General features: G+C 40.2%; 28 protein-coding genes. 5 read left to right on the top strand and 23 right to left on the bottom strand.

All coding sequences use genetic code 11. The features are described 5' to 3' along the window. Positions 1 to 19 precede the first annotated feature (19 nt). The 17 genes from AC1TO9_RS18120 to AC1TO9_RS18040 all read right to left on the bottom strand — a co-directional run bounded on the left by AC1TO9_RS18120 (position 20) and on the right by AC1TO9_RS18040 (position 16,911). Positions 20 to 1,390, bottom strand: coding sequence for a sugar phosphate nucleotidyltransferase (locus AC1TO9_RS18120; protein ID WP_482060075.1), 1,371 nt, complete (start codon positions 1,388 to 1,390; stop codon positions 20 to 22). Positions 1,391 to 1,620: 230 nt separating this feature from the next. Next, a complete protein-coding gene (locus AC1TO9_RS18115; protein WP_482060095.1) occupies positions 1,621 to 2,649 on the bottom strand; it encodes a polysaccharide pyruvyl transferase family protein in 1,029 nt (342 codons plus the stop codon). 7 nt (positions 2,650 to 2,656) lie between these two features. Then, on the bottom strand, positions 2,657 to 4,009 hold the full coding sequence (locus AC1TO9_RS18110) for an oligosaccharide flippase family protein (protein WP_482060074.1): 1,353 nt from the start codon (positions 4,007 to 4,009) through the stop codon (positions 2,657 to 2,659). A 9-nt stretch (positions 4,010 to 4,018) separates the two neighbouring features. After that, positions 4,019 to 4,918: a glycosyltransferase gene (locus tag AC1TO9_RS18105; protein ID WP_482060073.1), complete on the bottom strand. Its 900-nt coding sequence runs from the start codon at positions 4,916 to 4,918 to the stop codon at positions 4,019 to 4,021. Positions 4,919 to 4,924: 6 nt separating this feature from the next. Beyond that, complete coding sequence (locus AC1TO9_RS18100) at positions 4,925 to 5,953, bottom strand: glycosyltransferase family 4 protein (protein WP_482060072.1); 1,029 nt, start codon at positions 5,951 to 5,953, stop codon at positions 4,925 to 4,927. Continuing rightward, positions 5,950 to 6,099: a hypothetical protein gene (locus tag AC1TO9_RS18095; protein ID WP_482056700.1), complete on the bottom strand. Its 150-nt coding sequence runs from the start codon at positions 6,097 to 6,099 to the stop codon at positions 5,950 to 5,952. Before AC1TO9_RS18095 ends, AC1TO9_RS18100 begins: the two co-directional genes overlap by 4 nt. 81 nt (positions 6,100 to 6,180) lie before the next feature. Then, on the bottom strand, positions 6,181 to 6,444 hold the full coding sequence (locus tag AC1TO9_RS18090) for a DapH/DapD/GlmU-related protein (protein WP_482060094.1): 264 nt from the start codon (positions 6,442 to 6,444) through the stop codon (positions 6,181 to 6,183). A gap of 313 nt (positions 6,445 to 6,757) precedes the next feature. Continuing rightward, a complete protein-coding gene (locus AC1TO9_RS18085; RefSeq protein WP_482060071.1) occupies positions 6,758 to 7,879 on the bottom strand; it encodes a glycosyltransferase in 1,122 nt (373 codons plus the stop codon). Continuing rightward, positions 7,880 to 9,049 (bottom strand): glycosyltransferase family 4 protein, encoded by a 1,170-nt coding sequence (locus tag AC1TO9_RS18080; protein ID WP_482060070.1) that lies wholly within the window; start codon positions 9,047 to 9,049, stop codon positions 7,880 to 7,882. Next, on the bottom strand, positions 9,046 to 10,470 hold the full coding sequence (locus AC1TO9_RS18075; protein ID WP_482060069.1) for a hypothetical protein: 1,425 nt from the start codon (positions 10,468 to 10,470) through the stop codon (positions 9,046 to 9,048). The genes AC1TO9_RS18080 and AC1TO9_RS18075 overlap by 4 nt, the downstream gene beginning before the upstream one ends. Continuing rightward, the gene (locus AC1TO9_RS18070; protein WP_482056705.1) at positions 10,463 to 11,578 is read right to left on the bottom strand and encodes a glycosyltransferase; all 1,116 of its coding nucleotides are present in this window, start codon (positions 11,576 to 11,578) and stop codon (positions 10,463 to 10,465) included. The genes AC1TO9_RS18075 and AC1TO9_RS18070 overlap by 8 nt, the downstream gene beginning before the upstream one ends. 22 nt (positions 11,579 to 11,600) lie before the next feature. After that, a complete protein-coding gene (locus AC1TO9_RS18065; protein ID WP_482056706.1) occupies positions 11,601 to 12,290 on the bottom strand; it encodes a sugar transferase in 690 nt (229 codons plus the stop codon). Between the two features lies 1 nt (position 12,291). Next, complete coding sequence (gene galU, locus AC1TO9_RS18060) at positions 12,292 to 13,194, bottom strand: UTP--glucose-1-phosphate uridylyltransferase GalU (protein ID WP_482056707.1); 903 nt, start codon at positions 13,192 to 13,194, stop codon at positions 12,292 to 12,294. Between the two features lie 379 nt (positions 13,195 to 13,573). Further along, positions 13,574 to 14,266 (bottom strand): CpsD/CapB family tyrosine-protein kinase, encoded by a 693-nt coding sequence (locus AC1TO9_RS18055; protein ID WP_482056708.1) that lies wholly within the window; start codon positions 14,264 to 14,266, stop codon positions 13,574 to 13,576. Beyond that, positions 14,247 to 14,996: a YveK family protein gene (locus tag AC1TO9_RS18050; protein ID WP_482056709.1), complete on the bottom strand. Its 750-nt coding sequence runs from the start codon at positions 14,994 to 14,996 to the stop codon at positions 14,247 to 14,249. The genes AC1TO9_RS18055 and AC1TO9_RS18050 overlap by 20 nt, the downstream gene beginning before the upstream one ends. A gap of 257 nt (positions 14,997 to 15,253) precedes the next feature. After that, complete coding sequence (locus tag AC1TO9_RS18045; RefSeq protein ID WP_482060068.1) at positions 15,254 to 15,541, bottom strand: hypothetical protein; 288 nt, start codon at positions 15,539 to 15,541, stop codon at positions 15,254 to 15,256. Positions 15,542 to 16,125: 584 nt separating this feature from the next. Continuing rightward, on the bottom strand, positions 16,126 to 16,911 hold the full coding sequence (locus tag AC1TO9_RS18040) for a tyrosine-protein phosphatase (protein WP_482060067.1): 786 nt from the start codon (positions 16,909 to 16,911) through the stop codon (positions 16,126 to 16,128). A 195-nt stretch (positions 16,912 to 17,106) separates the two neighbouring features. Here AC1TO9_RS18040 and AC1TO9_RS18035 point away from each other — a divergent pair, with 195 nt between their 5' ends. Further along, positions 17,107 to 17,613, top strand: a complete 507-nt coding sequence (locus tag AC1TO9_RS18035) for a DUF3231 family protein (RefSeq protein ID WP_482056712.1) — start codon at positions 17,107 to 17,109, stop codon at positions 17,611 to 17,613. Between the two features lie 54 nt (positions 17,614 to 17,667). Beyond that, positions 17,668 to 17,790 (top strand): DUF418 domain-containing protein, encoded by a 123-nt coding sequence (locus AC1TO9_RS18030; RefSeq protein ID WP_482056713.1) that lies wholly within the window; start codon positions 17,668 to 17,670, stop codon positions 17,788 to 17,790. Between the two features lie 16 nt (positions 17,791 to 17,806). On the opposite strand, the gene AC1TO9_RS18025 is transcribed toward AC1TO9_RS18030, so the two are convergent. Beyond that, positions 17,807 to 18,331: a DUF4241 domain-containing protein gene (locus AC1TO9_RS18025; protein ID WP_482056714.1), complete on the bottom strand. Its 525-nt coding sequence runs from the start codon at positions 18,329 to 18,331 to the stop codon at positions 17,807 to 17,809. 673 nt (positions 18,332 to 19,004) lie between these two features. On the opposite strand from AC1TO9_RS18025, the gene AC1TO9_RS18020 reads away from it, so the two are divergent. Together AC1TO9_RS18020 and AC1TO9_RS18015 are read left to right on the top strand one after the other, a co-directional pair. Continuing rightward, positions 19,005 to 20,117 (top strand): hypothetical protein, encoded by a 1,113-nt coding sequence (locus tag AC1TO9_RS18020; RefSeq protein ID WP_482060066.1) that lies wholly within the window; start codon positions 19,005 to 19,007, stop codon positions 20,115 to 20,117. Between the two features lie 90 nt (positions 20,118 to 20,207). Further along, entirely contained in the window at positions 20,208 to 20,942 is a 735-nt protein-coding gene (locus tag AC1TO9_RS18015; protein ID WP_482060065.1) for a YqjF family protein, read from the top strand. 6 nt (positions 20,943 to 20,948) lie between these two features. Here AC1TO9_RS18015 and AC1TO9_RS18010 read toward each other — a convergent pair whose 3' ends face one another. Beyond that, positions 20,949 to 21,281 carry a nucleoside triphosphate pyrophosphohydrolase gene (locus AC1TO9_RS18010; RefSeq protein WP_482060064.1) on the bottom strand — a complete coding sequence of 111 codons (333 nt, stop codon included), beginning with the start codon at positions 21,279 to 21,281 and terminating at the stop codon, positions 20,949 to 20,951. A 737-nt stretch (positions 21,282 to 22,018) separates the two neighbouring features. Between AC1TO9_RS18010 and AC1TO9_RS18005 the strand changes: the two genes are divergently transcribed. Next, positions 22,019 to 22,357, top strand: coding sequence for a helix-turn-helix domain-containing protein (locus tag AC1TO9_RS18005; protein ID WP_482060063.1), 339 nt, complete (start codon positions 22,019 to 22,021; stop codon positions 22,355 to 22,357). A 241-nt stretch (positions 22,358 to 22,598) separates the two neighbouring features. On the opposite strand, the gene AC1TO9_RS18000 is transcribed toward AC1TO9_RS18005, so the two are convergent. The 4 genes from AC1TO9_RS18000 to AC1TO9_RS17985 form a co-directional block, all read right to left on the bottom strand. Next, positions 22,599 to 23,369, bottom strand: a complete 771-nt coding sequence (locus AC1TO9_RS18000) for a hypothetical protein (RefSeq protein ID WP_482060062.1) — start codon at positions 23,367 to 23,369, stop codon at positions 22,599 to 22,601. Between the two features lie 173 nt (positions 23,370 to 23,542). Next, on the bottom strand, positions 23,543 to 23,818 hold the full coding sequence (locus AC1TO9_RS17995) for an ATP-binding cassette domain-containing protein (protein ID WP_482056721.1): 276 nt from the start codon (positions 23,816 to 23,818) through the stop codon (positions 23,543 to 23,545). 46 nt (positions 23,819 to 23,864) lie between these two features. After that, the gene (locus AC1TO9_RS17990) at positions 23,865 to 24,215 is read right to left on the bottom strand and encodes a DUF2178 domain-containing protein (protein WP_482056722.1); all 351 of its coding nucleotides are present in this window, start codon (positions 24,213 to 24,215) and stop codon (positions 23,865 to 23,867) included. After that, a complete protein-coding gene (locus tag AC1TO9_RS17985; protein ID WP_482056723.1) occupies positions 24,212 to 24,445 on the bottom strand; it encodes a helix-turn-helix transcriptional regulator in 234 nt (77 codons plus the stop codon). Before AC1TO9_RS17985 ends, AC1TO9_RS17990 begins: the two co-directional genes overlap by 4 nt. Positions 24,446 to 24,481: the final 36 nt, after the last annotated feature.

The raw sequence follows: 24,481 nt of genomic DNA, 5'->3' as shown, positions 1-24,481 counted from the left end.
CATTCATTCATTCATTTATTCATACGCTACATAACTGCATGATCTCGTTCCAATCAAACGCAAGCCGAACGATATCCTCTTCAATAAGCTCTGTTCCAGTCTGTACTTCGATAATGTCCATTTCTGTCTCCGCCCGCAGGCTATGCCGACTGTCCTTGGATATCACCAAGACATCTCCGGAATTTACTGATAAATGCTTGCCGTCTAGAACCATTTCACCGTGACCGGATACGACCGTCCACACTTCATCCCTAAGCAAGTGGTATTGGTAGCTCAAATTCTGACCAGGGGAGACACAGATTCGTTTCGTTAACACTTCTTTTCCATCCGGATACTTCAAATAATCAAGCACACGATAACGCCCCCAGCGCCGCTCCTCATACATAGGTCTTTGATCCGAATGTTTCATTACTTCTTTGATCATCGGGCTTGATGCCTTGTCCGACACCAGAATACCATCCGGACTCGCCGCGACGACTACGTTAGATAAGTTAATCAGTGTAATCGGAATATCAAGTTCATTAATGACATGTGTATTATGAGAGTCACCAGCAATAATCCCTTTACCGATTAACGAAGTCTCGATCTCCTCCGTTAGTGTATTCCACGTTCCAAGATCCTTCCATTCACCAGCATAAGGAAGCGCCACAATATGGCCCGCTTTCTCCACAACCTCATAGTCGAAGCTATTCTTCGGAAGTTTACTATAATGTCTGGTCATCTCGTCGTAATGAATCGGATAATTATTCTCAATCAATATGTTAATGAGGAAATCGAGCTTAAACGCAAAAACACCGCAGTTCCAAAGTGCAGCCTGCTGTATCATGGCTACCGCTTCTTCCTCGCGGGGTTTCTCTCTGAAGCTATGAACGGTTACATAAGGATCTTCAACTTGGGTCCCTTTATTCGGAACGATATAACCGTATTTCTCTGATGGATACGTCGGCTTCACACCCATAAGCGCCAAGTCTGCTCCAGATTCGTTCAGAATCAGCTCAAGCTCCTTCGTCTTATGGAAGAAGGATTCATTCACGTAAGGATCGACCGGCATAACGACAATCGTCTCATTTAAGCTGACTCCTTGTATTGAATATAGATAGGTAGCTGCCAGTGCAATCGCTGGAAAGGTATCTCTTCTTTCCGGTTCGACGATAATTTCAATCTCGTTACCTAGCTGGCTCTGAATCATCTCAACTTGTGGTTTACTAGTTGCGATATATGCATGCTCTCTTAGGCCCGCCTTGGTTATTTGGCCCCAGACTCGCTGGACCATCGACTCCCGCTCACCAACTTCATTTCGCAGCACTTTCAGAAACTGCTTGGAACGTGACTCATTCGACAAAGGCCATAACCGCTTGCCTGATCCTCCTGATAGAAGAACAATTTTCATATGGAACCCTCCTAAAAGTTTTGTATATTGATTATGCAGATACTAGCGAAGAGGACGGAATTGTCCTGAAGAAGCGTTAGCGTTCGCTACAAGTTTCCGTAGGAAACTACTTCGAAAGCATACGCTTGTCCTCGGATTTCTACCGCTATAAGCGGTATATAATCAGGAAATCTGAGGACAACAGCGATCGTAAGGATAATCCGTCCACGTAGCGGTCATCTATCATCACCTCAGAGCATAGAGTTAACCTTGTGGATCAACTGTTCTTGATATATTTTTGATACAAAGCTTACCCCCTGAGGCTTCGCTTCATAGGATTGGTTATTCACGACAAGTTGAGCGGATTCGATTCTGCTGGTCCATGTATGGAAGTAGTTGGAGTTCTTTCCGTATGAATTATCCAGTAGCTCATTAGGCATATCCATCAAGCAGGCTAGTATATGACCATGTAATCTTGATGTCTGCACATTACGATAGTAACTAAATCGAATGACCGCTTTGTTTACCAAGTAATCGCTATACTTATCCCATATTCCATGTAACGGCAAGATCCTGTTACCATTTTCCATCATTTTAGCGATTAGACTAATCGACTTTTTCTCGAACCGGTTGTATAAGGTAGCCCAGTCCAGATGATCCCCCTGTCCTTCCAATTCGAACTGCAACTGTTCTCTTGTTTTCTCGATATCCGTGCGTAAGAAACATAGTAAATCTTTGTCTGGGCTTCTTTTCGGTAAAATCGGCCATAAATGATGCGCCATATCAGGTGATAAATAGACGTTACAGCTATTAAATTTCTGGATGGCAGTCTCATAAGTCAATGTATCTCTTACAAAGAGATGAACATCCTTATGCCTATTAAAAAGTTGTGCCGTGGCATCATATCTCAATTCATCCTTATAAAAGATCGTCTGCGGAAGTAAAACAATCCGATTGTCACCATACTCGGCAACGACTTTCTCGCGTAATTTCTGATGCACCGGATACAGATCTCCGAAATTCCCTCCTCCCTGAAGAACGATAATTTGATCTTTCGGAATGATTAGCTTATCAGGAAAATCTAGGACACTGTATCGTGCTTTAACGTGGATATTATTATCTCTGAAAAATGCTTCCGTACCCTTCATAATCAGTAAATCCCCGCCGTTGTTGTAGACAGGGTAATCTATATAACAAATACTCGATCCCGGAGATATCACATTCAGAATTTTACGAAGCTCATTTTTCAATCCGTCCATGGGATGAACATTCGGTTTCATTGCCAAGTCATCTCACTCCTTTAGTTTTTGTTTTATCTTTAATCCGCTCTATTAGAAATTGAAAATCGTTCTTATCAAACAACATCCCTCTCAGCTTCACCTGAAAGACAATTCGCATCGCCGCCATTGTAACCGCCAAACGGATAATCGCACCGATTAGTAAAGCAAGCGCAATACCGTTCAGTCCATACAGCGGAGTGAGCACAAAGAATAATCCGATGGTTACTGCTAATGCGATAAGCTGTCTGACTAGCACAAGTCCGGGTCGCCCCATTGCATTAAATGAAGAGGCTAGAATCCAAGACCCTCCTCCGAGAATGCACTCGAATGACAACAAATAGAATGCACCACTTGCCTCAAGAAAGGGTGCACCGAACAGTAGCCCCATTAGATAACGACCCACGAACATGCTTGGAATGACCACGATCGTCATCAGAAGCATGGACAATCGAAATGCCCGACCGACAGTTGCAATAATCTTGTCCTTGTCCATACCCGTTACCTTAGGAAATATGACATTCGTAATCGCCGTCTGTACGACGTTGAATACACGAGACAAGGCATAAACAACCGTATACAACCCTAAATCTCTTGCTGTCAGCATAGAGAGAATGATTAGTTTATCGAATTGAGAATATAATGTCCCAAGTAGTTCTACACCGAATACTTTACTTCCGTAACCGAACAACGCCTTGGCCGCTAGCCTATTCCCTAGACCCTTAAACCAATTAATTCGCATCTCATCTCTTACGCTGTACAAGGCCCATACTATGACAAATACACTGGTTATTAGAAATACCAGTGCAGCAGAATGGAGACTTAGATTACCAATAGCCCAAAGTACAATCAGTCCCGTTAAATTCAGTAATGGGAAATACAATCTAACACCATTGTAGACATTGAATTTACCTGTGCTCTGCGCAAGAGCCTGGATTAAATTGACCGCGAGCAATATAGGTAGCATGATTACTGTATACCATCTAGCGGTTTGGATAACCGATTCAGGATAATTTCCGAGCCATGTCGGTAAGTAAATCCAAGCAACAATGCCGACGATCAGGCTGACGGGTATTTGAAACAGGAAGCCCGCTCTTACGAAATGTGCCCCAAAATCTTGGCGTTGCTTCATATTATAAATAAGAGAGGTAGGAAGTCCGAACCCGACGAGCCCTGCGAGTAGCGTTGGCCAAAATAGGATGGCCGAGAACTCCCCTTTACCAACCACTCCGAACATGCGCGCTGTCACAATAGAGGTCAAAGTACTAATGACCATAACTAGAAGATTAGTCGCGCTCGTGCGAAGAATCGTTTGTAGAAGTCCATTCCCCCTCCATGCTTTTTGAAATGCGAGTTGTGCCATGGTTTATGTTCAACTCCTAATGTTATAGCGCAGAATGCCCATAAGTGCTCCATTGCGGTAACAAATTTTCATGATCTGCCGAATACATGTTTTGAAATGGAAGATGGTAAGCAGAGATGATAGAATCGCCATCAGCATTCGAACCGTATGCTTCACAACTACCAACAGGCTTCTATCCTGACGTTTCACCGCATCGCTTACACCTTGCCAGAACATTCGTTTCAGGAACCACTTCTTGGTCGTTCGCCCCTTCGCAATTTTGTGCTGAACAGATGCAAACGGTGTGTAGTACACCTTATAATTCTCGCGGAGCCTTGCGATCAGCTCACTTTCTTCACTTGACAATAGGTTGGTACCAACCCGTCCCAAATCCTCGCGAAATGGCTTCATATGATGAAATACACTTATCCGAAAGGCTACATTTGCTCCATATGGAATCGAAGGAGATGGCATTTCCTTCACTACATTCGAATAATCGAGAATCGTGAATACAGAACGGTACTCCTTCGGAACCCAGTCCGGTTCCTGACTCTCCCAGATTGGATCAATTCGTCCACCGACACACCCAATAGTCGGATCGCTTTCAAATACGTCCACAATTTCCTGCACCCACTGACTTGAGGCCAGCGCATCATCATCTAGAAATAGAATATAATCTCCTTGTGCTTCCTTAATCGCTCTGTTACGGGCAACGGATAGTCCGAGCTTTTCTTCGAGAATATATCGTATCCTTGGTCCGTGTTGATGCTGTAGATCTTGCACCACCTCAGCCGTATGATCACTTGATTGATTGTCAATAACGACAATTTCAATATCACTTTTAGCGAACTTCTGAGCAATCACACTTTCAATTGCCTCTCCTGTATCCTTTGCGCGGTTATGAGTACAAATGGCCACTGTCACCTTCATCGTTCATCACCCTCCCCGATAAACGTTTTTGATCTTTTGCGCAATGGCGCTCCACTCTAATTCCTTTAGCACCTCATCGTACTTTGGAGTTTCTTGTTTGTTCTTAACATTTAAAGCTTCTTTCATCGCGTTGCCGAGTCCGTTCTCACTCATTGGATCATAGTGGACAACCATGTTTTCTTTGAAATATTCATGGATGAAATCATTGTTTGGCAGAACAATCAACTTCTGGAAAGACAGTCCAAGTATCGCTGAACCGGAAGTCGTAATTTCTTTATAGGGCATCACCATCACATCCACGGTGTTAATCAAATCAGCAACCTCATCATTGGGGACGAAACGTATGTCCAGAATGATATTCCCAGTATCCTTTACCTGCTCCAAATAGGACTTCATCTCACTGTCCGCTTTCCCAGCTATGATCAGATATGTTCGCTTCGTCTTGATTGTATTAAATGCTTGTATTAAATCCTCGATGCCTTTATACGCAATGATTGCACCAAGAAATAAATATATTTCTGCGTTGTCACTAATATTATATTTGAGCCGAAAGTCTATTCCCTTCGACTTATACACGCCCAAATAATGACCATGCTTCACCACGAACAGCTTGCTTTCTGGAACATTGAACTCCTTCATGACCTTCCTCTTGATGGATTCAGAGGCAACGATCAACTTGTTGCAGAATAGGCATATGATCGTTCTAATGAACCTCTCCATTCTAGGGTACTTCACATGATGCGGATACAGATTATGTATCGTCCATACCAACTGTACGTTCCTTATCTTCAAATACAGCATCGTCCAAATAAAGATGAATGACTTCAAGATGAACACCAGCAGATTTCGATTCTGATAAGCATGATGCATCCAGTGAATGTGGACAATATCCCCGGACTTCACTTGACCGACCTTCAACATCAGCTTGCCATGCCTCAAGTCCATAATGTCCATACCTGCATCACATAACGAATCGGTTAATAAATCATTGTAGAAATTCAAATCACTTGATTTAGGCCACATCCATACTTTCATCTCTTTACTCTCCTACCCTTTCTAGAATCAAGTCCACCGGATATTCCTTTTAGAATGGTAGATTTATAGCCGATCCATACTTCTTCGCCAATAACGATTTCTGCCCCTGGCTGATTCAGATAGAAATTTACTTTGTCATAGAGCATGACCGTGTTGCTAATAATCAGCTTCGTATGACTGCATTTCGAAATAATATGAGAACCGGTATTCTATCCCACCTTAATACTTCAGTTGTATCTGCGAATCCATTTACTCGGAACATTGATCTCACGGATAACCTTCGCTGGTGTACCCCCGACCAATACATTGGCTGGAATATCACGTGTTACGACACTACCTGCTGCAATCACCGCATTATGTCCAATCGTTACACCAGGTAAGATAAGCACACCCCTACCAATCCAAACATTATCGGAAATAACAATGTCTTTACTATGGGAACGATCCTCCGTATCTACAGGATGAAAGTTCGTATCAATAATGTTAACCATTGGGCCTATGATCGTATTGCTACCAATTACAATGGATTGCGTACAACCAATATCTAAACCGTAGTTGAAAAATACGTTATCTCCCACCCACAGTTTGGCCTGCTTATCGACAGAAATGGAAGATGGAAATGGCTTAGCATGAAAGGACACATTCCTTCCAACGATGAATTCGCCTTTATTGCTCACAGTTAGCCTACCTGCTATCCGTCCTAATCGACCTACAGAATTAGTCATGATTGGCAACATGGCTGCTCCCTTCAGAACAGCGAGTATCTTACCAATACTCAATTGCTTGTATGAGAACCCCATAGAATCATCTCACCACTTCCGACTTTAACTTTTTTGCTATTAACAATTGGTAGGTGTGCTCTACCTTTCGAGCGATTGTATTCATATTGAAGTCATTGATTACGTTCGTATGTCCCTGAATTGAAAGCTCCTTATGGTTAATAGCATTGTCATAGACACGCTGAATCGTCTGATACAGCTCGTCCACATCCCCATCCTTCACAATAAATCCACCACCCGTTAGATGAATAATTTCAGGTGCTCCGCCAGAATCTGATACGATGACAGGCGTTTGGACGAGCAGAGATTCAATAATCACTCTTCCAAATGGCTCATTCAAAGAGAAGTTAATCGTCAGATCGCATTCCTTCATCAGATCAAGTGGCTTTTTACTATATCCATAAAAGATAATATTCTCTTCCAAGCCATATTCAATGACCTTCTGGACCATATCGTTGTAATACTTCTCTGATCCATCAACAGATGTATCACCCACAATCAGCAGTTTCCAATTATACTTCTTATGATCAGCCAACTTCTTCACAGCCTCGATCACAAGATCATATCTCTTCCACTCTACGATGCGCCCGAATGTTCCCATAATAAGTGTATCGTCTTCCATGAACCCCCGGCTTTTCATCGTCAAGGAAAGTTCGGGATCAACACCGTTATATATAATCGTCTTATTGTAGCCTTGAATCGAATTCGCCACAAAATGTGAGATACAAATAACTTGATCGAAAAATCGCGGCAACACATAGTTGAACATCCGCAAATGGGTATAGTCACGATGATGCCAAACCAATGTGCAATCGGTTAGAAACTTGAGTGGTGCAGTATACCAGGGTGCCCGCCAGCCATTGGCATGAATAATATCAATCTGATGTCGCTTCACGAATGCCCTGATGCGAAATACAGTTTCCAAATAGCCAAAACCTAGTTTCTTCTTAATGCTATTTAGTTGGAGCGGAAAGTGCTCATACTTGCTTCTAATTTCATCTAGATATTCGGCATTCTTGGGACTTAATAAAAATATCTGATATTCTGACGTATCCAAATAATTTATTAAATGAATCAAACTTTGCTCAGCCCCACCTTTTTTCTCCGCGTGCGTAACAAATAAGACACGGATTCTCTCTTTAACCATTCACAACACCTGCTCCATTTGAACACTAACATTCAACGAATTTATGTAGCCTTTTAGCACCTTTTTATGATCATAATGATTCCTAATATACTTCTGGGACGACTCTAGCAATGCTTGCGCCTGAGCAGGATTATCGAATAACTGCTTCATGCTGTGATAGAATTCAGTTGGCTTGTCGGCAACCATAATGTGCTTATTATGAACAAGCCCCGTGCCTTCATAGCCAATGGACGTCGAGATGACCGGTAAGCCATTCTGGATTGCTTCGATGGTCTTGAGCTTCACACCAGCACCATTGCGCATCGGATTAACGAATAGATAACCACTGCTGTATATATCGTCCAGACTCTCCGGCGTATCATATACAACTACATTCGTCATATCATAAGGATCGAGCCAACTTAAACTTTGTTTCCGACTATTCCCAGCCACAATGAATTTGTAATCGGGCTCCTTCAACATCAACGGATGAATATGTGCAAGATACCATTCAATCGCTTCACGATTATTTGGCATGAACAATGATCCAATAAATATGACGTTTTTACTTTGAAACGTGTTCGCAAGAAAGGCATCTCTTGTGACTGGTGGAGGTAGAAACAAGCTTTTTGTTGCAGGATGTAGACTTTGAAAGATTTCAAACTCTTTATTGGAGATAAACAAATACTTGTCTACCTTCCGCATCATTCTCTTTTGCAATGTCTTGAACTTCCAACTTTCCATATGGTAATAGAGCTTGTGAATTCTATTCTTGGTACTTCTAGCTAGCGCCTTGAAGTAGACTTCCTCATCGTTATGAACCCGTAGAATCACATTGTTATGATTGATATGTGGGTTACTTAGAATGGGATACACATAATCACCTTCAAGCAGCACATAATCATAGTCCTGATCGATATTAACGTATCGAAGCTCGTTTCTTGATTGCACCTGCATAGGGATAGCATATAGCAAATCGACGAGTTTGCTTCTTCTCTCACACAGCTTGATGTCTTCGACATAGCGATATACCACTTTCATATCCTCATCCAAAGGCATTTGTTTGCCGCAAACGACGAGATGGATCTTCCATCCAAGCTCGGCTAGAACCTTAATTCTCCCCCATGTATCCACCCTGCCGCCATGATCGGCGGGATATGGAAAATCACTGCATACAACAAGCATTTTCATTCGTTAATAACCCCCGATATATTGGATTGGTTTACTTCATTCTTTCCTAGAAAGGAACTGATAAAGGCAAATAGTAGCCATACTTCATATTTAATCTCAAGTACTACAAAGAGTAGTGATAATAGGACAAACACGAGTGACAGAAACAGGATAGAGTTCGATTTCACTTTCACGATAAGATCTTTAGCTAACAGATAAAAGAATACGACAGAGAAAATCCCTCCAAACATCACCCATTGGAAGAAACCCGATTTAACACCCAAATTCTTATCTGAACCTGAGTATTGCATTAACTCTCCCACATTAATCTGACTCATTCCGAAAACGTTATAATAGAAACGAGACATCAGTTGAATAGAGTAAGCTATATATTCATCGAAATAGATGAGATAGGCTCCAGTACCAACCCCCAGTGGATGATGAAAGACGGTCGCAAGTGAGATAATGATCGTGCCCATTCGCGTGTAGGATGAGGTGTAATTCTGAATATCGTTACTAAAAGAACTAAGCAAACCTGCCGAGAAATAAGCAATAAACAAGTACATCGCCACGACAACCGTTATAAGCACAATAAAGTTTCTTTTCTTCTTGAAATCGAGAAATTTAATCATGGTCACGACCAACGTTAGCAGAATGACGATCAAGAAACCTTTCGATCCTGTAACGAATAAACAATACAGAAAAAAACTAGTGGCATATACAATGGACAGCGTCTTAGCAACGCGGTTTAAATATTGAGACAGATAAATAAGAATTGAGCAGTACACGACGATAATAGATCCCGTTGTGCTACTCTCTGAAGTAAGTAACCTCACCCTCCAATAGGGGTGATTTCCAGAATGCAAGAAAGTAAGGGCATTCGGCATACTGACCAATTCCACAATCATAATGGCTATCAAAAAGCTCATCACCACAAAAAAACAGCTATATAGTAACTTAAAACTGTTGATTCTCGTGAAGATAAGTTGCATATGCCTGATATACAGCAAGATAACAACGAAATAAGTCAACACCTTTATCGCCTTACCAAGGAGGTTCTCGGACGCAAAACTGTAATTACCCTGCAGGAATTGAATGAGAATATAGACCATACTGATAAAGCTTAAATAGATAATAAAAGCGAACAAGTACTTCTGGAGCTTGGTCACATTCATCAGCTTCTTATATTTAGATAACATCGCAATCTCACAAAATATAAAAAGAGGAAATAGCAATATAATAGGTGATCTTCCTATTTCACCAATAATATTAACGAGTGGGAAATCCTGATAGACCGTCAGAATTAGTAAGAAAATAAGATAACATGCGAGAACAACTTGATTCCCACTCGTTTTCTTGGGTAACTCATTATTGGTATGGATCCCCTGATTTCCAATTAAACTTACATTCATCATCCCTTTCATCCCCATATAACTAGACATATTTATTGACGGTTACGGGATACAAATCGCCTTGTTTCTTCAAAGCGTCTACATATATTCGCTCGATTTGTTTGTTCATCTTATCCGAATGAAATTTCTCATAAAAGATCTTCTCTCCCGTTTGCCCCATCATTTCTAGCTTGTTTTTGTTCAGACCTTGAATAATATTCGCCAACTCTTCCTTGTTGTCGAAGTCAAAGATATACCCGTTGACACCATGCTGGATAATTTCAGGAAGTGCCCCCCGGTTGCTTGCTATAACCGGCTTCTTATTCCGCAATGCCTCGATGGCAACGATACCGAATCCTTCCCAGCGTGATGGAACGATAACAGCATCACATGCCCTTATATAACGGTCGATCTCTGAATTGTCCACCCAACCGATCTTTACAGCATTACTCGGATAATCATAATCAAATTCCTTCAATACGGTATCACCCACTAAATACAGAGTAACTTCCATGAATTGATAATCGTTAAATACCTCGAGTAACAAATCAAAACCCTTTTGCCGATCAAAGCGACCTACATAAAGCAGATTAATCTTGTCCTTATTGACACTGAAGGGCAATAAGTGATTATCTGGCGCATCAGATACCCCGTTATAGACAACGACCGATTTCTTGGAAGACAAGCCGTAGTTCATCGACATCTGATATTCATACTGCGATATGTTAATAATGTAATCTGTCCGCAATGACAGGAACCTCTCTATTCCTGCAAACACCTTCTTCTTCCATGACTGTGTGTCCATTAGAAAAGCCCAACCATGTGAACAATAAATGACAATGGGACGTTTCTTTCTCAACAAAAATAACGTTCGTAGGAAGAATCCTGCAAACGTTCCATGCACATGTACGATCTCTGGATTAACTTCTTTGATCATTCTTTGAATACTTTGCATCGTTTTGAGGAAATATTTCGGGCTTCTTTTATAAGGGTATAGAAGCAATCGATCAGGATCGAGCGAAAGTGAATCTAAGTTCGAATCCTGATGCGATGCCATCAAATAAATATCATGATTATCAGATTGGTACTTCAATACTTCATGAAGATGGGTCTCAATACCGCCCTTTGTAAACTCTGAAATATGAAGGATTCTTGCCATTCCCTCCCCCTCCATTTCTTAGTTAGAATGCATCCTGGGAGCCAACCACGGCCTTCACCGTTCGGAACATAATTTTAATATCGAACCATATACATTTTTTCTCAATATAAGAAATATCGAGATCAACCATCTCTTTGAAGCAGAGATTATTCCTTCCACTAACTTGCCACAGCCCTGTGCAGCCTGGTATAACAGACAATCGCTTCTTGTCATAAGACGTATATTCCGCAACTTCTCTCGTAAGAGGAGGTCTCGGACCTACTAATGACATTTCTCCTCTAAGTACATTGATTAATTGTGGAAGTTCATCAATACTCATTTTTCGAATAAATTTTCCGACCTTCGTCACACGAGGATCTTCTCTCATTTTGAACATAGCACCGCTTATCTCATTCTGATCCAGAAGATCTTTCAGTTTATCTTCGGCATCACTATACATGGAACGAAGCTTGTACATCCGAAACAATCTCTCATTCTTGCCGACCCTCGTCTGATAGAAGAAAGCTGAGCCTGAAGGGTCTTCCCATTTAATTAGAATAATGATAAAGGCCATCAGCGGACTTAATAAAATTAAACCTACCAACGCTCCGATGATATCAATCGTACGTTTGAGTATCGAATACAACGATAGACCTTCTTGCTCAGCCCATTTATTCGAATAGTAATCTGAGACACCTCTAACATATTCATCCCGATATTGTGTATAAGTCATCTTAATCTCTCCTTCCAGCAATCAATTGTTTACCAACCTCACGATCCATTACTTCCTGAAGGCCTGACAACAGTTCGTGCCTAAGTTCATTATTTCGGAGTGCAAAGTCGATGGTCGTCATAATGAAACCGAGCTTCTCTCCAACATCATACCGAGTCCCTTGGAAATCGTAGGCGTAGACACCTTTATCCTCATTTAGCTTTTGAATCGCGTCGGTAAGCTGAATCTCACCACCTGCTCCTAACTCATGTCTCCCTAAATATTCAAAGATATCAGGTGTAAGCACATAACGACCCATAATTGCTAGATTAGAAGGAGCTTGTCCCTTCGGTGGTTTCTCGACGAAACGATTAACCTGATACAAGTTATCCATTCTTTCACCCGGATCTACAATTCCATAACGATGCGTCTGATCTACACCTACCGTCTGAACACCGATGACTGAACGTCCAGTACGCTCATACTGCTCTATCAGTTGCCTAATACATGGAACCTCGGCCTCCACAATATCATCTCCAAGGAGAACAGCGAACGGTTCGTTGCCGATGAAATTACGTGCACACCAGACGGCATGTCCTAATCCTCTCGCTTCTTTTTGCCTTATATAATGAAGGTTCACATTGGATGACTTTCTGACTTTCTCAAGGATGTCGAGTTTCCCTTTTTCCTGTAAAATATGTTCGAGCTCAAATGCGATATCAAAGTGGTCCTCAATCGCCCGCTTCCCTTTACCTGTTACAACGATGATATCCTCGACTCCCGATTCAATAGCTTCTTCCACGATATACTGAATGGTTGGCTTATCAACAATGGGAAGCATTTCTTTGGGCATTGCTTTTGTTGCAGGTAAGAAGCGTGTACCTAGTCCAGCAGCAGGAATAATAGCTTTCGTTACTTTTTTCATTTTGATTTCACCCTATCTTTTTTATTATGTACAAACAAAATATACAAGGGCATTGAACCCTTCCTCACATCACACCCTTGACGAAGTACGTCTAAGGTCGGCTGACCCACAGTATGACCGAGTGTCTCCAGTGATAAAGGTGCAGGAGACATTACCTTCCTATTTATCTCGCCTACCATTAAGAGGTTGTTCAAAAAGTCACCTTTTGATCACGAAGCATATCAAGAGGATTACTCGACGTCGAAGATTGAATTCAGCCGGTCCTTCCGGTGCTCACGTAGGTACTGCCTACGCTCCGCTCCTCACTCCCTTGCTTCATCCAATCTTCTCGGTGCTGAAAAGTCGACTTTTTGAACTCGCACATTAGGATGAATTGACGTTAACCGTCGTTTTCTTCTCCGTAGTAGTAGGTATAGGAATCTGATTGTTTTCGATTAACATTATTAAGAACTACACCGATTAACTTGGCATTCACATGCATAAGGGATGCTTTCGCTTTAAGCACCACTTCTTTCTTCACTTTCCCCGATTCAATGACAAGCACAACACCATCACTTAAAGTCGCTACAATTTGAGCGTCTGTTACGGACAAGATAGGTGGGGTATCGATAATGATCACATCGTACATTCCCCTAATTGTGTTAAGCAGAGTAGCCATTTGTTTAGAAGACAGTAACTCTGATGGATTAGGTGGAGTAGGCCCAGCTTGAAGGATAGAAAGGTTCTCCGTATTGGACTGTTGGATGATCTCACTTAACTCCTTCTGTTTAAATAAAGCGGTGGTCAAGCCACTCCGATTGGACTTCCCAAAGATATGATGCTGCGATGGTTTCCGTAGATCCGCATCAATGAGCAGTACTTGTTTATTAGCTTGAGCGAAAGACACGGCTATATTAGCACTGGTCGTACTCTTCCCCTCATTCGGATTAGAAGAAGTGATCATAATGACTTGTAGCTGTCGATCTAATGTCGAGAACTCGATATTGGTCCGTAGCATTCGGTATCCTTCAGAGATTGGAGATATCGGATTGCTCTCCGTAATAAGGTTCCATTTAGGCATCAAGTGAGACATTGTTTTCCCTCCCAACCGGTATCGGAGTGTTATTGTTCCGATCCGTGAAATCACTTTCTTTAAATCCTGGAATTGAAGTTAATACAGGAACTCCAAGCAGTTTCTCAATATCTTCCTCGGTCTTCACCGTGTCATCTAAATAATCGAGTAGAAAGGCAATACCTACTCCAAACATCAATGCCAACATGAATGCCACAGCAATATTGAGCTTCACATTGGGTGCTACTGGGTTATGAGATTCTGTTGGATCAGCTTTATCTAGAACTGAAACATTATCGACTTTCATCAGTTCAGGGATCTTCTGTTGAAATACGACGGCTACCGCGTTGGCGATATTCGCTGCCTTCTCATAGGAATTATCCCTGACAGATATGGACATCACTTGCGTTTCATTAACAGAACTTACGCTTACTTTGCCGATGAGTTCACCATGTGTCACACCGAGCTCTGGATATTCCTTGACGACAATCTTCATCAATCGAGGTGTTTTGATAATTTCTTTATAAGTTTTGATCAGCCCGATCGTCGTGTTTATGGAGCCAAGGTCTATACTCGGTATTAATGAGCTACTGTCCTTGGTCTGGTTGACGATTAATTTAGCTGAAGCATCGTACTGTGGTGTAATGAGGTAATAGGAATAGATGCCGATGGATAGACAACTTACTACAATAATCAATACAATCAATAACAGCCTTCTTTTGATGATGAACCAGTATTGTTTCAATTCCACATTATTTCCTCCGAACTCATTCAATTTTGTATGTATTCTCAATACGCCATACTCATTTCGAATAACAAATAATAATAGTTATTCAATTCGCGAACATAAGGGCGTGGTTTACCCATAAATGTGTAAATCTCTATGAATAACTATTCCTAATGAATTGATATATGTATATAATTATTCAATTCGCGAATATTCGGGCATAGTTTTTCATAGAAACATTTAGGTCAATACCAGATCAATAATGACGACGATTTAGCTTCTTACTTCCTTGTGTTCATGAAATGATCGACTGACCCGCCCTTCATAACGGATTCCATCAAGTCTTCTGAATCGGCTTCAAGACCAATCTTCCTCAGCATTAATGATACTAGTTCTGCCATATTAATAAGTCCGTCCTTCGGGCGATAACCTGTTAATATCAGATATTCAGATATTGCCCTAGATTCTACAACATCATCCTGTTTCAGTAGTGCAGGGTCTTCCGATAGTTTGGCCAAAAATCTCTTCAACTTGATCTTCTTCTGACTTAGATTCGTGTCTGTCTTCATTTACATCCTCCATTCATCAAGTGGCGTTTATCTACATTGATTAATGGAACTTAACCATTCTTGTCTGCTACCCATTCAACATATGACAAAATCTTAACTATTGTATAAACAGTATGCCACAAATCCAATTAATTCTTGAGAGAATAAAGACATAGAAGCATTTAGATAATCTTGCTCATCTTCAAAACTTTACCATAGGTACGTGTTCCTAATCATTGTCGAATTATAAATATTTTTTTTCAATTTTCAGGTCATAAAGTGGGCAATATTGTAAGAATTAGTTTTTATTCAGTTTTTTTTTGGTAGTTCTTTATTCTGACTCATTCAAATGCCACCAAAATTCGCTTACATCCTTATGATATCTAGGATGTTCCCTACCAATTATCTTGTTGAAATTTAGAAGTTAGAGCAAATTAAGCTTTATTCATGCTCTCTTTAGTTGTTTATAATATCGAAAACAGGGACTATTGGTCACCGTCCCAAAAAAGAAGAATTAAATGATGTTTTTCGACATTTTTCGCAACTCTTAAATAAAAAAATGACCAATAATATCCGAAAAAATCGGCTTTATTGGTCATAAAATGTTATTTTTTTATGAAAAAGGGTAATAAACGGTATATAATTCGCTCCGACGAAGACTTTAATTCTGGCATTCGACCAAAAGGCTTATCTTCAATCACACACTGCGCATTGTTTAGAAGATAGTTCTCCCATGGCTCCCCCATACGATCCCGGATAACATCATAAGCTTCCCGCAGTTGAAATCCCCTGCGTTCAACATGATGAGCATCCGATGAAACGATATGAATGAGTCCGCTTCTGCATAATGACCATGCTGATTTCTCAATTCGTTTGCCAAATTTGCCAAGCAAGGAATGCGTTGTAACCTGCGCGAAGGCGCCTCTCTCAATGAGCTTAGCCAGCCTCTCTGGATGCTTAACAATTTCTGCATTTCGTTCAGGGTGAGCAATGATCGGTTTTAATTTCATAATATTCAACTCGTAAATCAACTCATCCATCTCCTTCGGAATGACAGAGGATGGCAATTCAATCAGCACATAATGAGAGTTGCCCAGCGGAAGTAATTCCTTTCTGAACCAAGCTTCTAGTAAATCGCTATGTATCCGAATTTCTTGTCCGGCCATAATAGTAACTGGAACACCTTCTGCTATTAACCTCTCATTCAGTTGACGGGTATGCTCCACAACTTTCTCTGCAACATTCATATATTTCCCATTCGCATGATGCGGTGTTGCGATAATCGTAGTAATACCTTCAGCTACAGCCGCTTTAGCCATATTCAATGTATCATCCCAATTCGCAGCCCCATCATCAACGAAGGGGAGTATATGTGTATGAATGTCTATCATATCAGCCCTCATTTCCTAGAAGAATTCATAATTTTATCTTAAACGTATTTCATTAAGTATATCTAGTCAAGCGCTCCCTAATAGATCGCATGAGGTATACCAACATTTTTAATGAATTTCATTCAAGATACATATTCACTTATTGTTTGGACATCATAAAGTAGAAGTGAAATAAAGGAAAAGGTGTGTGCATACATGGGTATTTTGAATGGCAATCCAAAAGATGAACCGTTACATTATGGTGAGATATTCAGCATTTGGTCTGCTTCGACGGTTGCTAAAGGAGCTGTATCCTGCTATCAAGCCTATTTAAATCATGCTGGAGACAAGGATCTTAAGAAAGTGTTAGAAGCTCTAATTGATCAAGCCAAGCTGGAAATTAAGGAATTAGATAAATTGCTCACAGATAATGGCGTTGCTCCCGCTCCAATTCTGCCAGATCGCCCTCAAGTGAAGATTGAAGACATCCCTGTAGGGGCAAGATTTACTGACCCAGAAATAGCTGCTAAAATTGCAGCAGACACTGCTATTGGTTTGGTCGCTTGTAGCCAAGCGATGGGACAATGTATTCGAGAAGATGTCGCCGCATTATATGCCAAATATCAGCTTACTATGGCTGCATTAGGAGCTAGAATACTTAAAATGAATAAAGAAAAGGGATGGCTCATTCCTCCCCCACTACAAGTAAAGAGACCAGAGTAATCTCCAATTGGATACCATTCAAGAAATCCCACTCATGGAGTGGGATTTCTTGTAATGATTACTCTTGATATTCTGCGCGGATTCGCGCTTCTAGGAATTATCTGGTTACGACACTTCTCAATGGGACCTGTTGAATATATATGGCGTGTGGGAACATACGGTAGGATTAAATTGTAGGCAACTTGACTGGATTCTAGAATTCTGAAGACTTTAGGAATACAATCTTTACACCGACAATCTGATCCTGCTTATTTGTGGCGATATATGCCCCATAAGCACCATCTCCCATACCTGTATGTGACACGACACCGCCATCTAGAACTCCAGCTTCATGACCACTCTCGGTTATGTTACAACAAGATAAATACCACTCACTATCTGTATCCGTACCTCTATCCTGAGTATTGGAATCAGGGATTCGATACTTGTTAATATCAAAGATCCCTGCTTGTCCACTATCCACTCCTACGATAAATGAACACTTCACCCATTCCAAATATTCTTCTTGTTCCACGACTGAACTATGACATGCCGTTAATTTAGAACAAGCTTCGCCCCAATCTCTCACTTCCGTCTTCTCCACTTGACCAATCCAAGTCCCATTTAACACATTGTCTAACACACCCATAATAATGGTTGCCGTATCTAGTTCATAACAAGGATCCGATACGACCAATTGGCCAGACGCAACTTCAAAATTACCTAATTGAATTAACATAAGAGTTCCTCCGATATAAGTTCATTTCGCGGATTGGGCTGTAACACCATCCACGATCACCATTCATCACCTTCCGCCTCCATCATTCACTTTTAGGTGCAAAAAGTACACTTAGATTTGGTCAATCCTCTTTTACACTAATTTTAGTTGCATAAAGTACATCTAGATTGCTGGAACCCTCGCTTTTCACCGTTTTCGCCACTTTTAAGTGTATTTTTACAACTAATTATCTGTTTTCCAACTTTTCCTGCTATTTAAATGTACTTTATACAGCTAATCTAGCCTCACCTTCACTACGTACATGCGCGAAGCATTGTTCGTAACTCTAACGTCGTCATTCTATGCCTATTCAAGTGAATGACATCCGAATATTCACCCCAGAAAAGTGTGGAATTTGTCTAAAACTTCTTGTGTAACTGAAATGGGAGCTTGATTAAAAATCTCCACGGTCTGGAATACTCAATAAACTTCATTCCCCTCTGGTTTTCCAAAATCAATTTCTTTATGACGATTTGTTGGAGTAATGTCTCTTTCCATGCAAGCTTCTTCAAAGATTACTGAAATTTAACCGTATACCGGTATAATAAACCAATTATGAGAAGTATACTTGAGTTTGTTGTTTCCTTTTTAAACCTTACATCATCCAATTATACTAACTTGTGGAGGTCTTATTGTGAATAAATTATTCATCTTAATGAGTATACTGTTACTCACTAATAGTTGTTCAAATGAATCGTCATCGAACGGTAACGGAGATTCACCTACTTTCTCTACTCCCATTGTCGAGACTCAATCGCCAGCAACAGAAAAGCCATCCGTGGAACACCCATCTGAAGACAGTTCTGTCATTATAGGAACCTTCAGTCGTCCTAATGCCAATCCGATGTACTCAGGCATTGCAGAAGTAACTCCATTACAAGGTAATCAATATCACCTAAGTGTGAATATTCATTCTGGAGTTACTCACCATACGGGTCAGATCGAAGTTGATTTCAACTATGATGGCAAAAATGCTGTATATTCGGACGAGGAATATCAAGATATTCAACTATCCTTTACGGATCATTCTCTAACCATCGATTATTCAGATGATCAACATTTTGGTGGCATGAATGCAGAACCGAGAGGAATCTTTTACTTACAGAACTCAGGTCACACGGACGCTCCTTTCCTCTCCACTCTATATGATCAACTTCAACTTGATGATGCCTATCGTCACGGTCTCACCGATGTCTTAAGCTATCCATTCGATGAGTCTTCTCTAGCTCTATTGGTAAGATCTAAGAGTCATGTAGACAGCACGGCAGTAGCTCAACAGCATCTTGTCATTTATGACCCTAACCTTCAACATTTCAATGTCTTGGGTAAGATCATAGGCTTCGATTCTCCAGAACAATATCGTAAGCTTGAGGAACTGAAGACAGATCCTGACCTCATCTATGAACTCTTGAACAAAGATATTGCTGATCGATATAGAGAAGTCCAAATGCAGAAATTTGACGATGGTGAAGTTCCGAACAATAACTGGGATGAACTCCAACTCACAGATGTTGATGCATTATACATCTTAACGGGTACCCAAGGCGTAACTCGTGTACAGGATAACCGACGTGATCAGCACAATATGGGTTCTGTCTTCATTTATGAAGTTGATCACATGGATGACCAGTTCGTGACCATCCATCACTATGAACTTGTACGAAACGACGAGACCGATGAGCATACCTCAACCATCCAATGGTACGAGATTGATCGTTCCACCGGAAAAGTAACGAATCAGTTCTAACCGTTTCTGTTCATACTAAATAATGAATATACTCCAATGAGCTAATTGCAGTAGCTCATTAGTTATCATGAGATGAAAGGAAGAGAGCAAATGATCACCAATTCACAAAGACCTTGGTCTGCACCAAGTAGCCCATGGATTATTAAGCAAAGCTGGCGCGATCTATTGTTCTTACATTACCCCATAAACCCAGATGCTCTTAGACCCCATGTGCCTTCTGGAATGGAGTTAGATACGATTCATGGGGATGCTTGGATAAGCATTGTACCCTTTTGGATGAGCGGGATCCGTTTTAAAGGAACCCCATCTGCACCTTATTTGTCAAAATTCCCAGAGCTGAACGTCAGAACTTATGTTACCGTCGGTGACAAACCTGGTGTGTATTTTTTCAGTTTGGATGCGAAGAGTTTGTTTGGAGTATTTTTTGGAAGAAGATTTTTTAAATTACCTTATTTCTATTCCGATATGAGCATTGTTCATCAGGAAAATCATATTGTATATGAAAGCTCGAGAAATGAGGGTGATTTCAAGTTTAAAGGAAGCTATCACCCCACATCTGAAGTCTATCAGGCGTTAGAGGGAACACTGGATTATTGGTTAGTTGAGAGATATTGTTTATACAGCGAGCATCGCGGTCAAATATTCATGTCTGAAATTAATCATGCACCGTGGAATTTGCAAAAGGCCTCGTATGAAATTAGCGAAAATTCGATGATTCAAATGCCGAGGATTGATGTGTCAGAACCATTATATGCGCATTATTGCAAGAGAATCGATGTACATGTCTGGCCGTTGAAGGCGCTTGAGAAGGATCGTCAGGAATAATACCTCTCAAAACAAATCATCATCGACATCGATTAGATACACTCTTTCCTGGAACCCGCCCCGTGCTTCCGCCTTATCTGCCCGAATGCTTTCAAGTTCCATCCAGTCCGACCCGTGAGCTTCAGCCAATGCCCTTATTACTTCTAGCATATCTGCTAGCTCTTCCAGAGCGTCTTGATCATTATCCGCCTTGGTATACTCCTCAACTTCTTCGTTAAGCTTCACTTTCAATTCCTCTGTATATTCTTCAGGATCCAGAATGCGAGTTCTGCACTCTTTCCCCTGCGATGTAATAATAAATGGAATGCGATCACGAACCAACTTATTATACGTAGACATAGGAACACCCTTTCCGGTTGTATGGCTAATAGTGCGCAGGTAGATGAGTGTTTGTCCAAAACATATCTATTACTGCTCTATACTCGTAATTCCTTTATGTAATTATATCATTATGAAAAAAGTTAGGGAGGTTATCGTCATTGTTGCTTAGAATATGGGTTGGTATGTCTCACAATCACCTATTCCCTCAGACAAGGAACATAATAATAGTTCTATTCTATTTAAAATACTAATGGCATGCTCTTCCCCTAAATTCTGTGTAGTTAATATGTTTTCTTGGCTCGTTAAGAAATATATTTTGCTTAAGAATAATTCTGCATCCAGATCAATGATATTCCTCTCCCGTGTGAACAATAACAGTTCATCGAAAGAGATCTAATTCATATACATTTCCCTTCCACCATTATATAAATAAACTGCGTTTAGCATAGTCTTTATGGACATATAACCTATGTTCAAACAATGCGAAGTCAATCCCCCTTCAAGAAATACTAAGCCAATGTCCATATAAAACTTGGAAAGTTCATAATAACTACGGACTTTGGAGGATTGGTTGGATTTGAAGTCCAAGCTGTTGGTAATACTGTTAATTATAATCACCTTCTTCTATTTAATGGGATCATCATTATTATATCATACAAATAATAGTTATACATATCATTTTTGAAAGTTATATGGCGATGTATAGTTTTCGATACTTTACCTACACTTTTTAGTAGAGAGGTGTGGACAATAAGATGGATAAAGAAATACTTCTTCGGGTAGGTGCCCGTATTCGTGATCTGCGAAAAGAAAAAGGATTAACTCAAGAGTCACTTGGAGAAATAGGTGGATTTCACTTCTCTTACATTGGTCAAATTGAACGTGGGGAACAGAATATTGCATTATTAAATCTCGCGAAAATTGCAGAAGCGTTAAATGTAGATATTTCTCAACTCTTCACCTATATCAATCTAGACAGTAATGAAGAATCACAAGCTAATATACAGGAAATAATGATTATGCTCAACCAGAAGGATCCTCAGCAGATTGCTATGGCTAAGAATGTGTTGAGAGAGATATTTAATAATAAGTGATCTATTGTAACTGACAGATCTATTAAACAATCTATATAGCTAAAAAGACACTGATTTGTATTCATCAGTGTCTTTTCTGTTTGTTGTGTTCTGGATAGAGACCTTCGTATTTTCCATCTAGTTCATCCAATAAACGATCAGGATATGCGATCATCTATATAATGCGGAGATAGGGTAGTAAGATAGGATTAATTATAAAAGGGGAACAGGCCTTTTATAATTAATCCTACAGCATAGATCCTTATCGACACTTCTGTGAATCTGACATTTTGTTTTTGATTAAGTTATGGAGTTCTTTTGTACTTTTCCTTTGCTCCGTTGAGCCATGCCTTGACTGCCTCTTTGTAATTTCCTTGTATGAAATCTGATTAGCATTACCCCATTTCTTCCAGGGAACTTTATCGTATTTATGGTGCTGGTAATACTTCCATGGATGGATACTCCCCGGCGCATAATTATACGTGCCCATGTTTACCGGATCGTTTACCATCTGACCCGTCTCAGCATGATAGACAACTTCAAAGCGACCATTTGATGATATAAACTTCACATTATAAGCAGCGTCATATTCGCTTACTTCATATCGGTGATATCTAGCAGTGAATAGCTGCCATTTGCCGCATGACACTAGTTCAATTATTTCTTCTAATTGTTCAGGCGCCTCTCCATATCGATTCAGTTCATTGCGAAAATAATGAATCTCTTCCGTGATATAAGGGAGTTGTTTGACATGTTGATCAAATGTCTCAAAAAACATATCAAATTGCTTATGTCCGTTCAGAAGCTTTTGATTCACCACCAAATCATGCATCATATGCGTTAGGATTGCGTGTGATGCAATCGCTTTGGTTGTATCAAATATATACCATTTTTGATGCTCAGAGCGAATTTGATCATACTGCTCTGAGAGTTCAGAAAAGTATGCCTCCGATAAAAAATCGGCCTTGATCTCTACAGGCACAATCGAATATACTAAGTCTTTCTCTAGTCGATGGTACCCGTATATCGACACTAAAAACAGGAAAAAAAGAATGATAAGAACCGTTTTTGGCGATTGACTTTTGATTACTATCCTAATGTTTTGCCCCTCCTCTAATCGATTATTCGATTTCCTCCCCAGAACAAGTAAACGATTCGTATACTTCGATTTTTTTCTTTTTATAGGGACAATCACAAACAAAACGATTAGTGTAAGTAAATTCCTGAAAAATAAGTTAAGTGGAATAATCCTGACTTATTATTGAATAGCTTTGGTTCCTCGATCAAGTAACTTACCTGATGATTGTCCGCAACTGCTCCATCATCGGTCGGAATGTTTTGCGTTATAATCTTCATCAGGGTACTTTTTCCAGCGCTGTTTCTTCCAATCAGACCAACGATTTCTCCTTGGTTGAAATTCAAAGAGAGATCTTTTATAACTATTGAATTTCCATATCGCTTAGTTAGCATATTTATCAGCATTATCTAATCCTCCATCCATGGCTGGGCCTCGCGTCTCGACCTTTCCTTATGAAAAATCCTTTTTATATTGGACGGCCAAATAAATTCCACCAGCGAAAAATGCTAGCGTATATTTGAACAAGAAAAAGATGTTCCACATATATTCTTTCGGAAAAATTATGTCACATAGAACAATTACCACCAGCATATAGAAACTGCTTTTCAAAAAGATTGTGTTTGTACGTTCGTCTTCTCGCCCAATCATCTTATAAAATGCATAGAGCATAATCATACTACCGATAAGCAGTAATAAACCAACTCCAAGGAGAATATTCCAATTTCCCGGAGATTGTTCAGCCCAGGACTTTAAAGGGTAAAAAATTTCGTTAGAGAAATCTGAGATAGACATCGTTTTCATTTTTCATCATTTCCTTTCTCATAAGTAAAAATATCGTTTACTTCAACTTTAAAAAAATCGGCAATTCGAAAAGCTAACAGCAGAGTCGGAACATAATTTCCTTTTTCCATTACGAAGATGGTTTGTTTGGATACCCCGACTTTCTCTGCTAATTCTTGCTGAGACATTCTGGCAAGTACACGATATTCATAAACCTTATTGGATATCGAATCACCAAAATCTTTCTTCATGACCATCACCTCTTGAATCAAATTATAAACTCACTT

The organism is Paenibacillus sp. Y916, from assembly GCF_056786435.1.
This window is presented reverse-complemented; position numbering and strand designations above follow the sequence as displayed.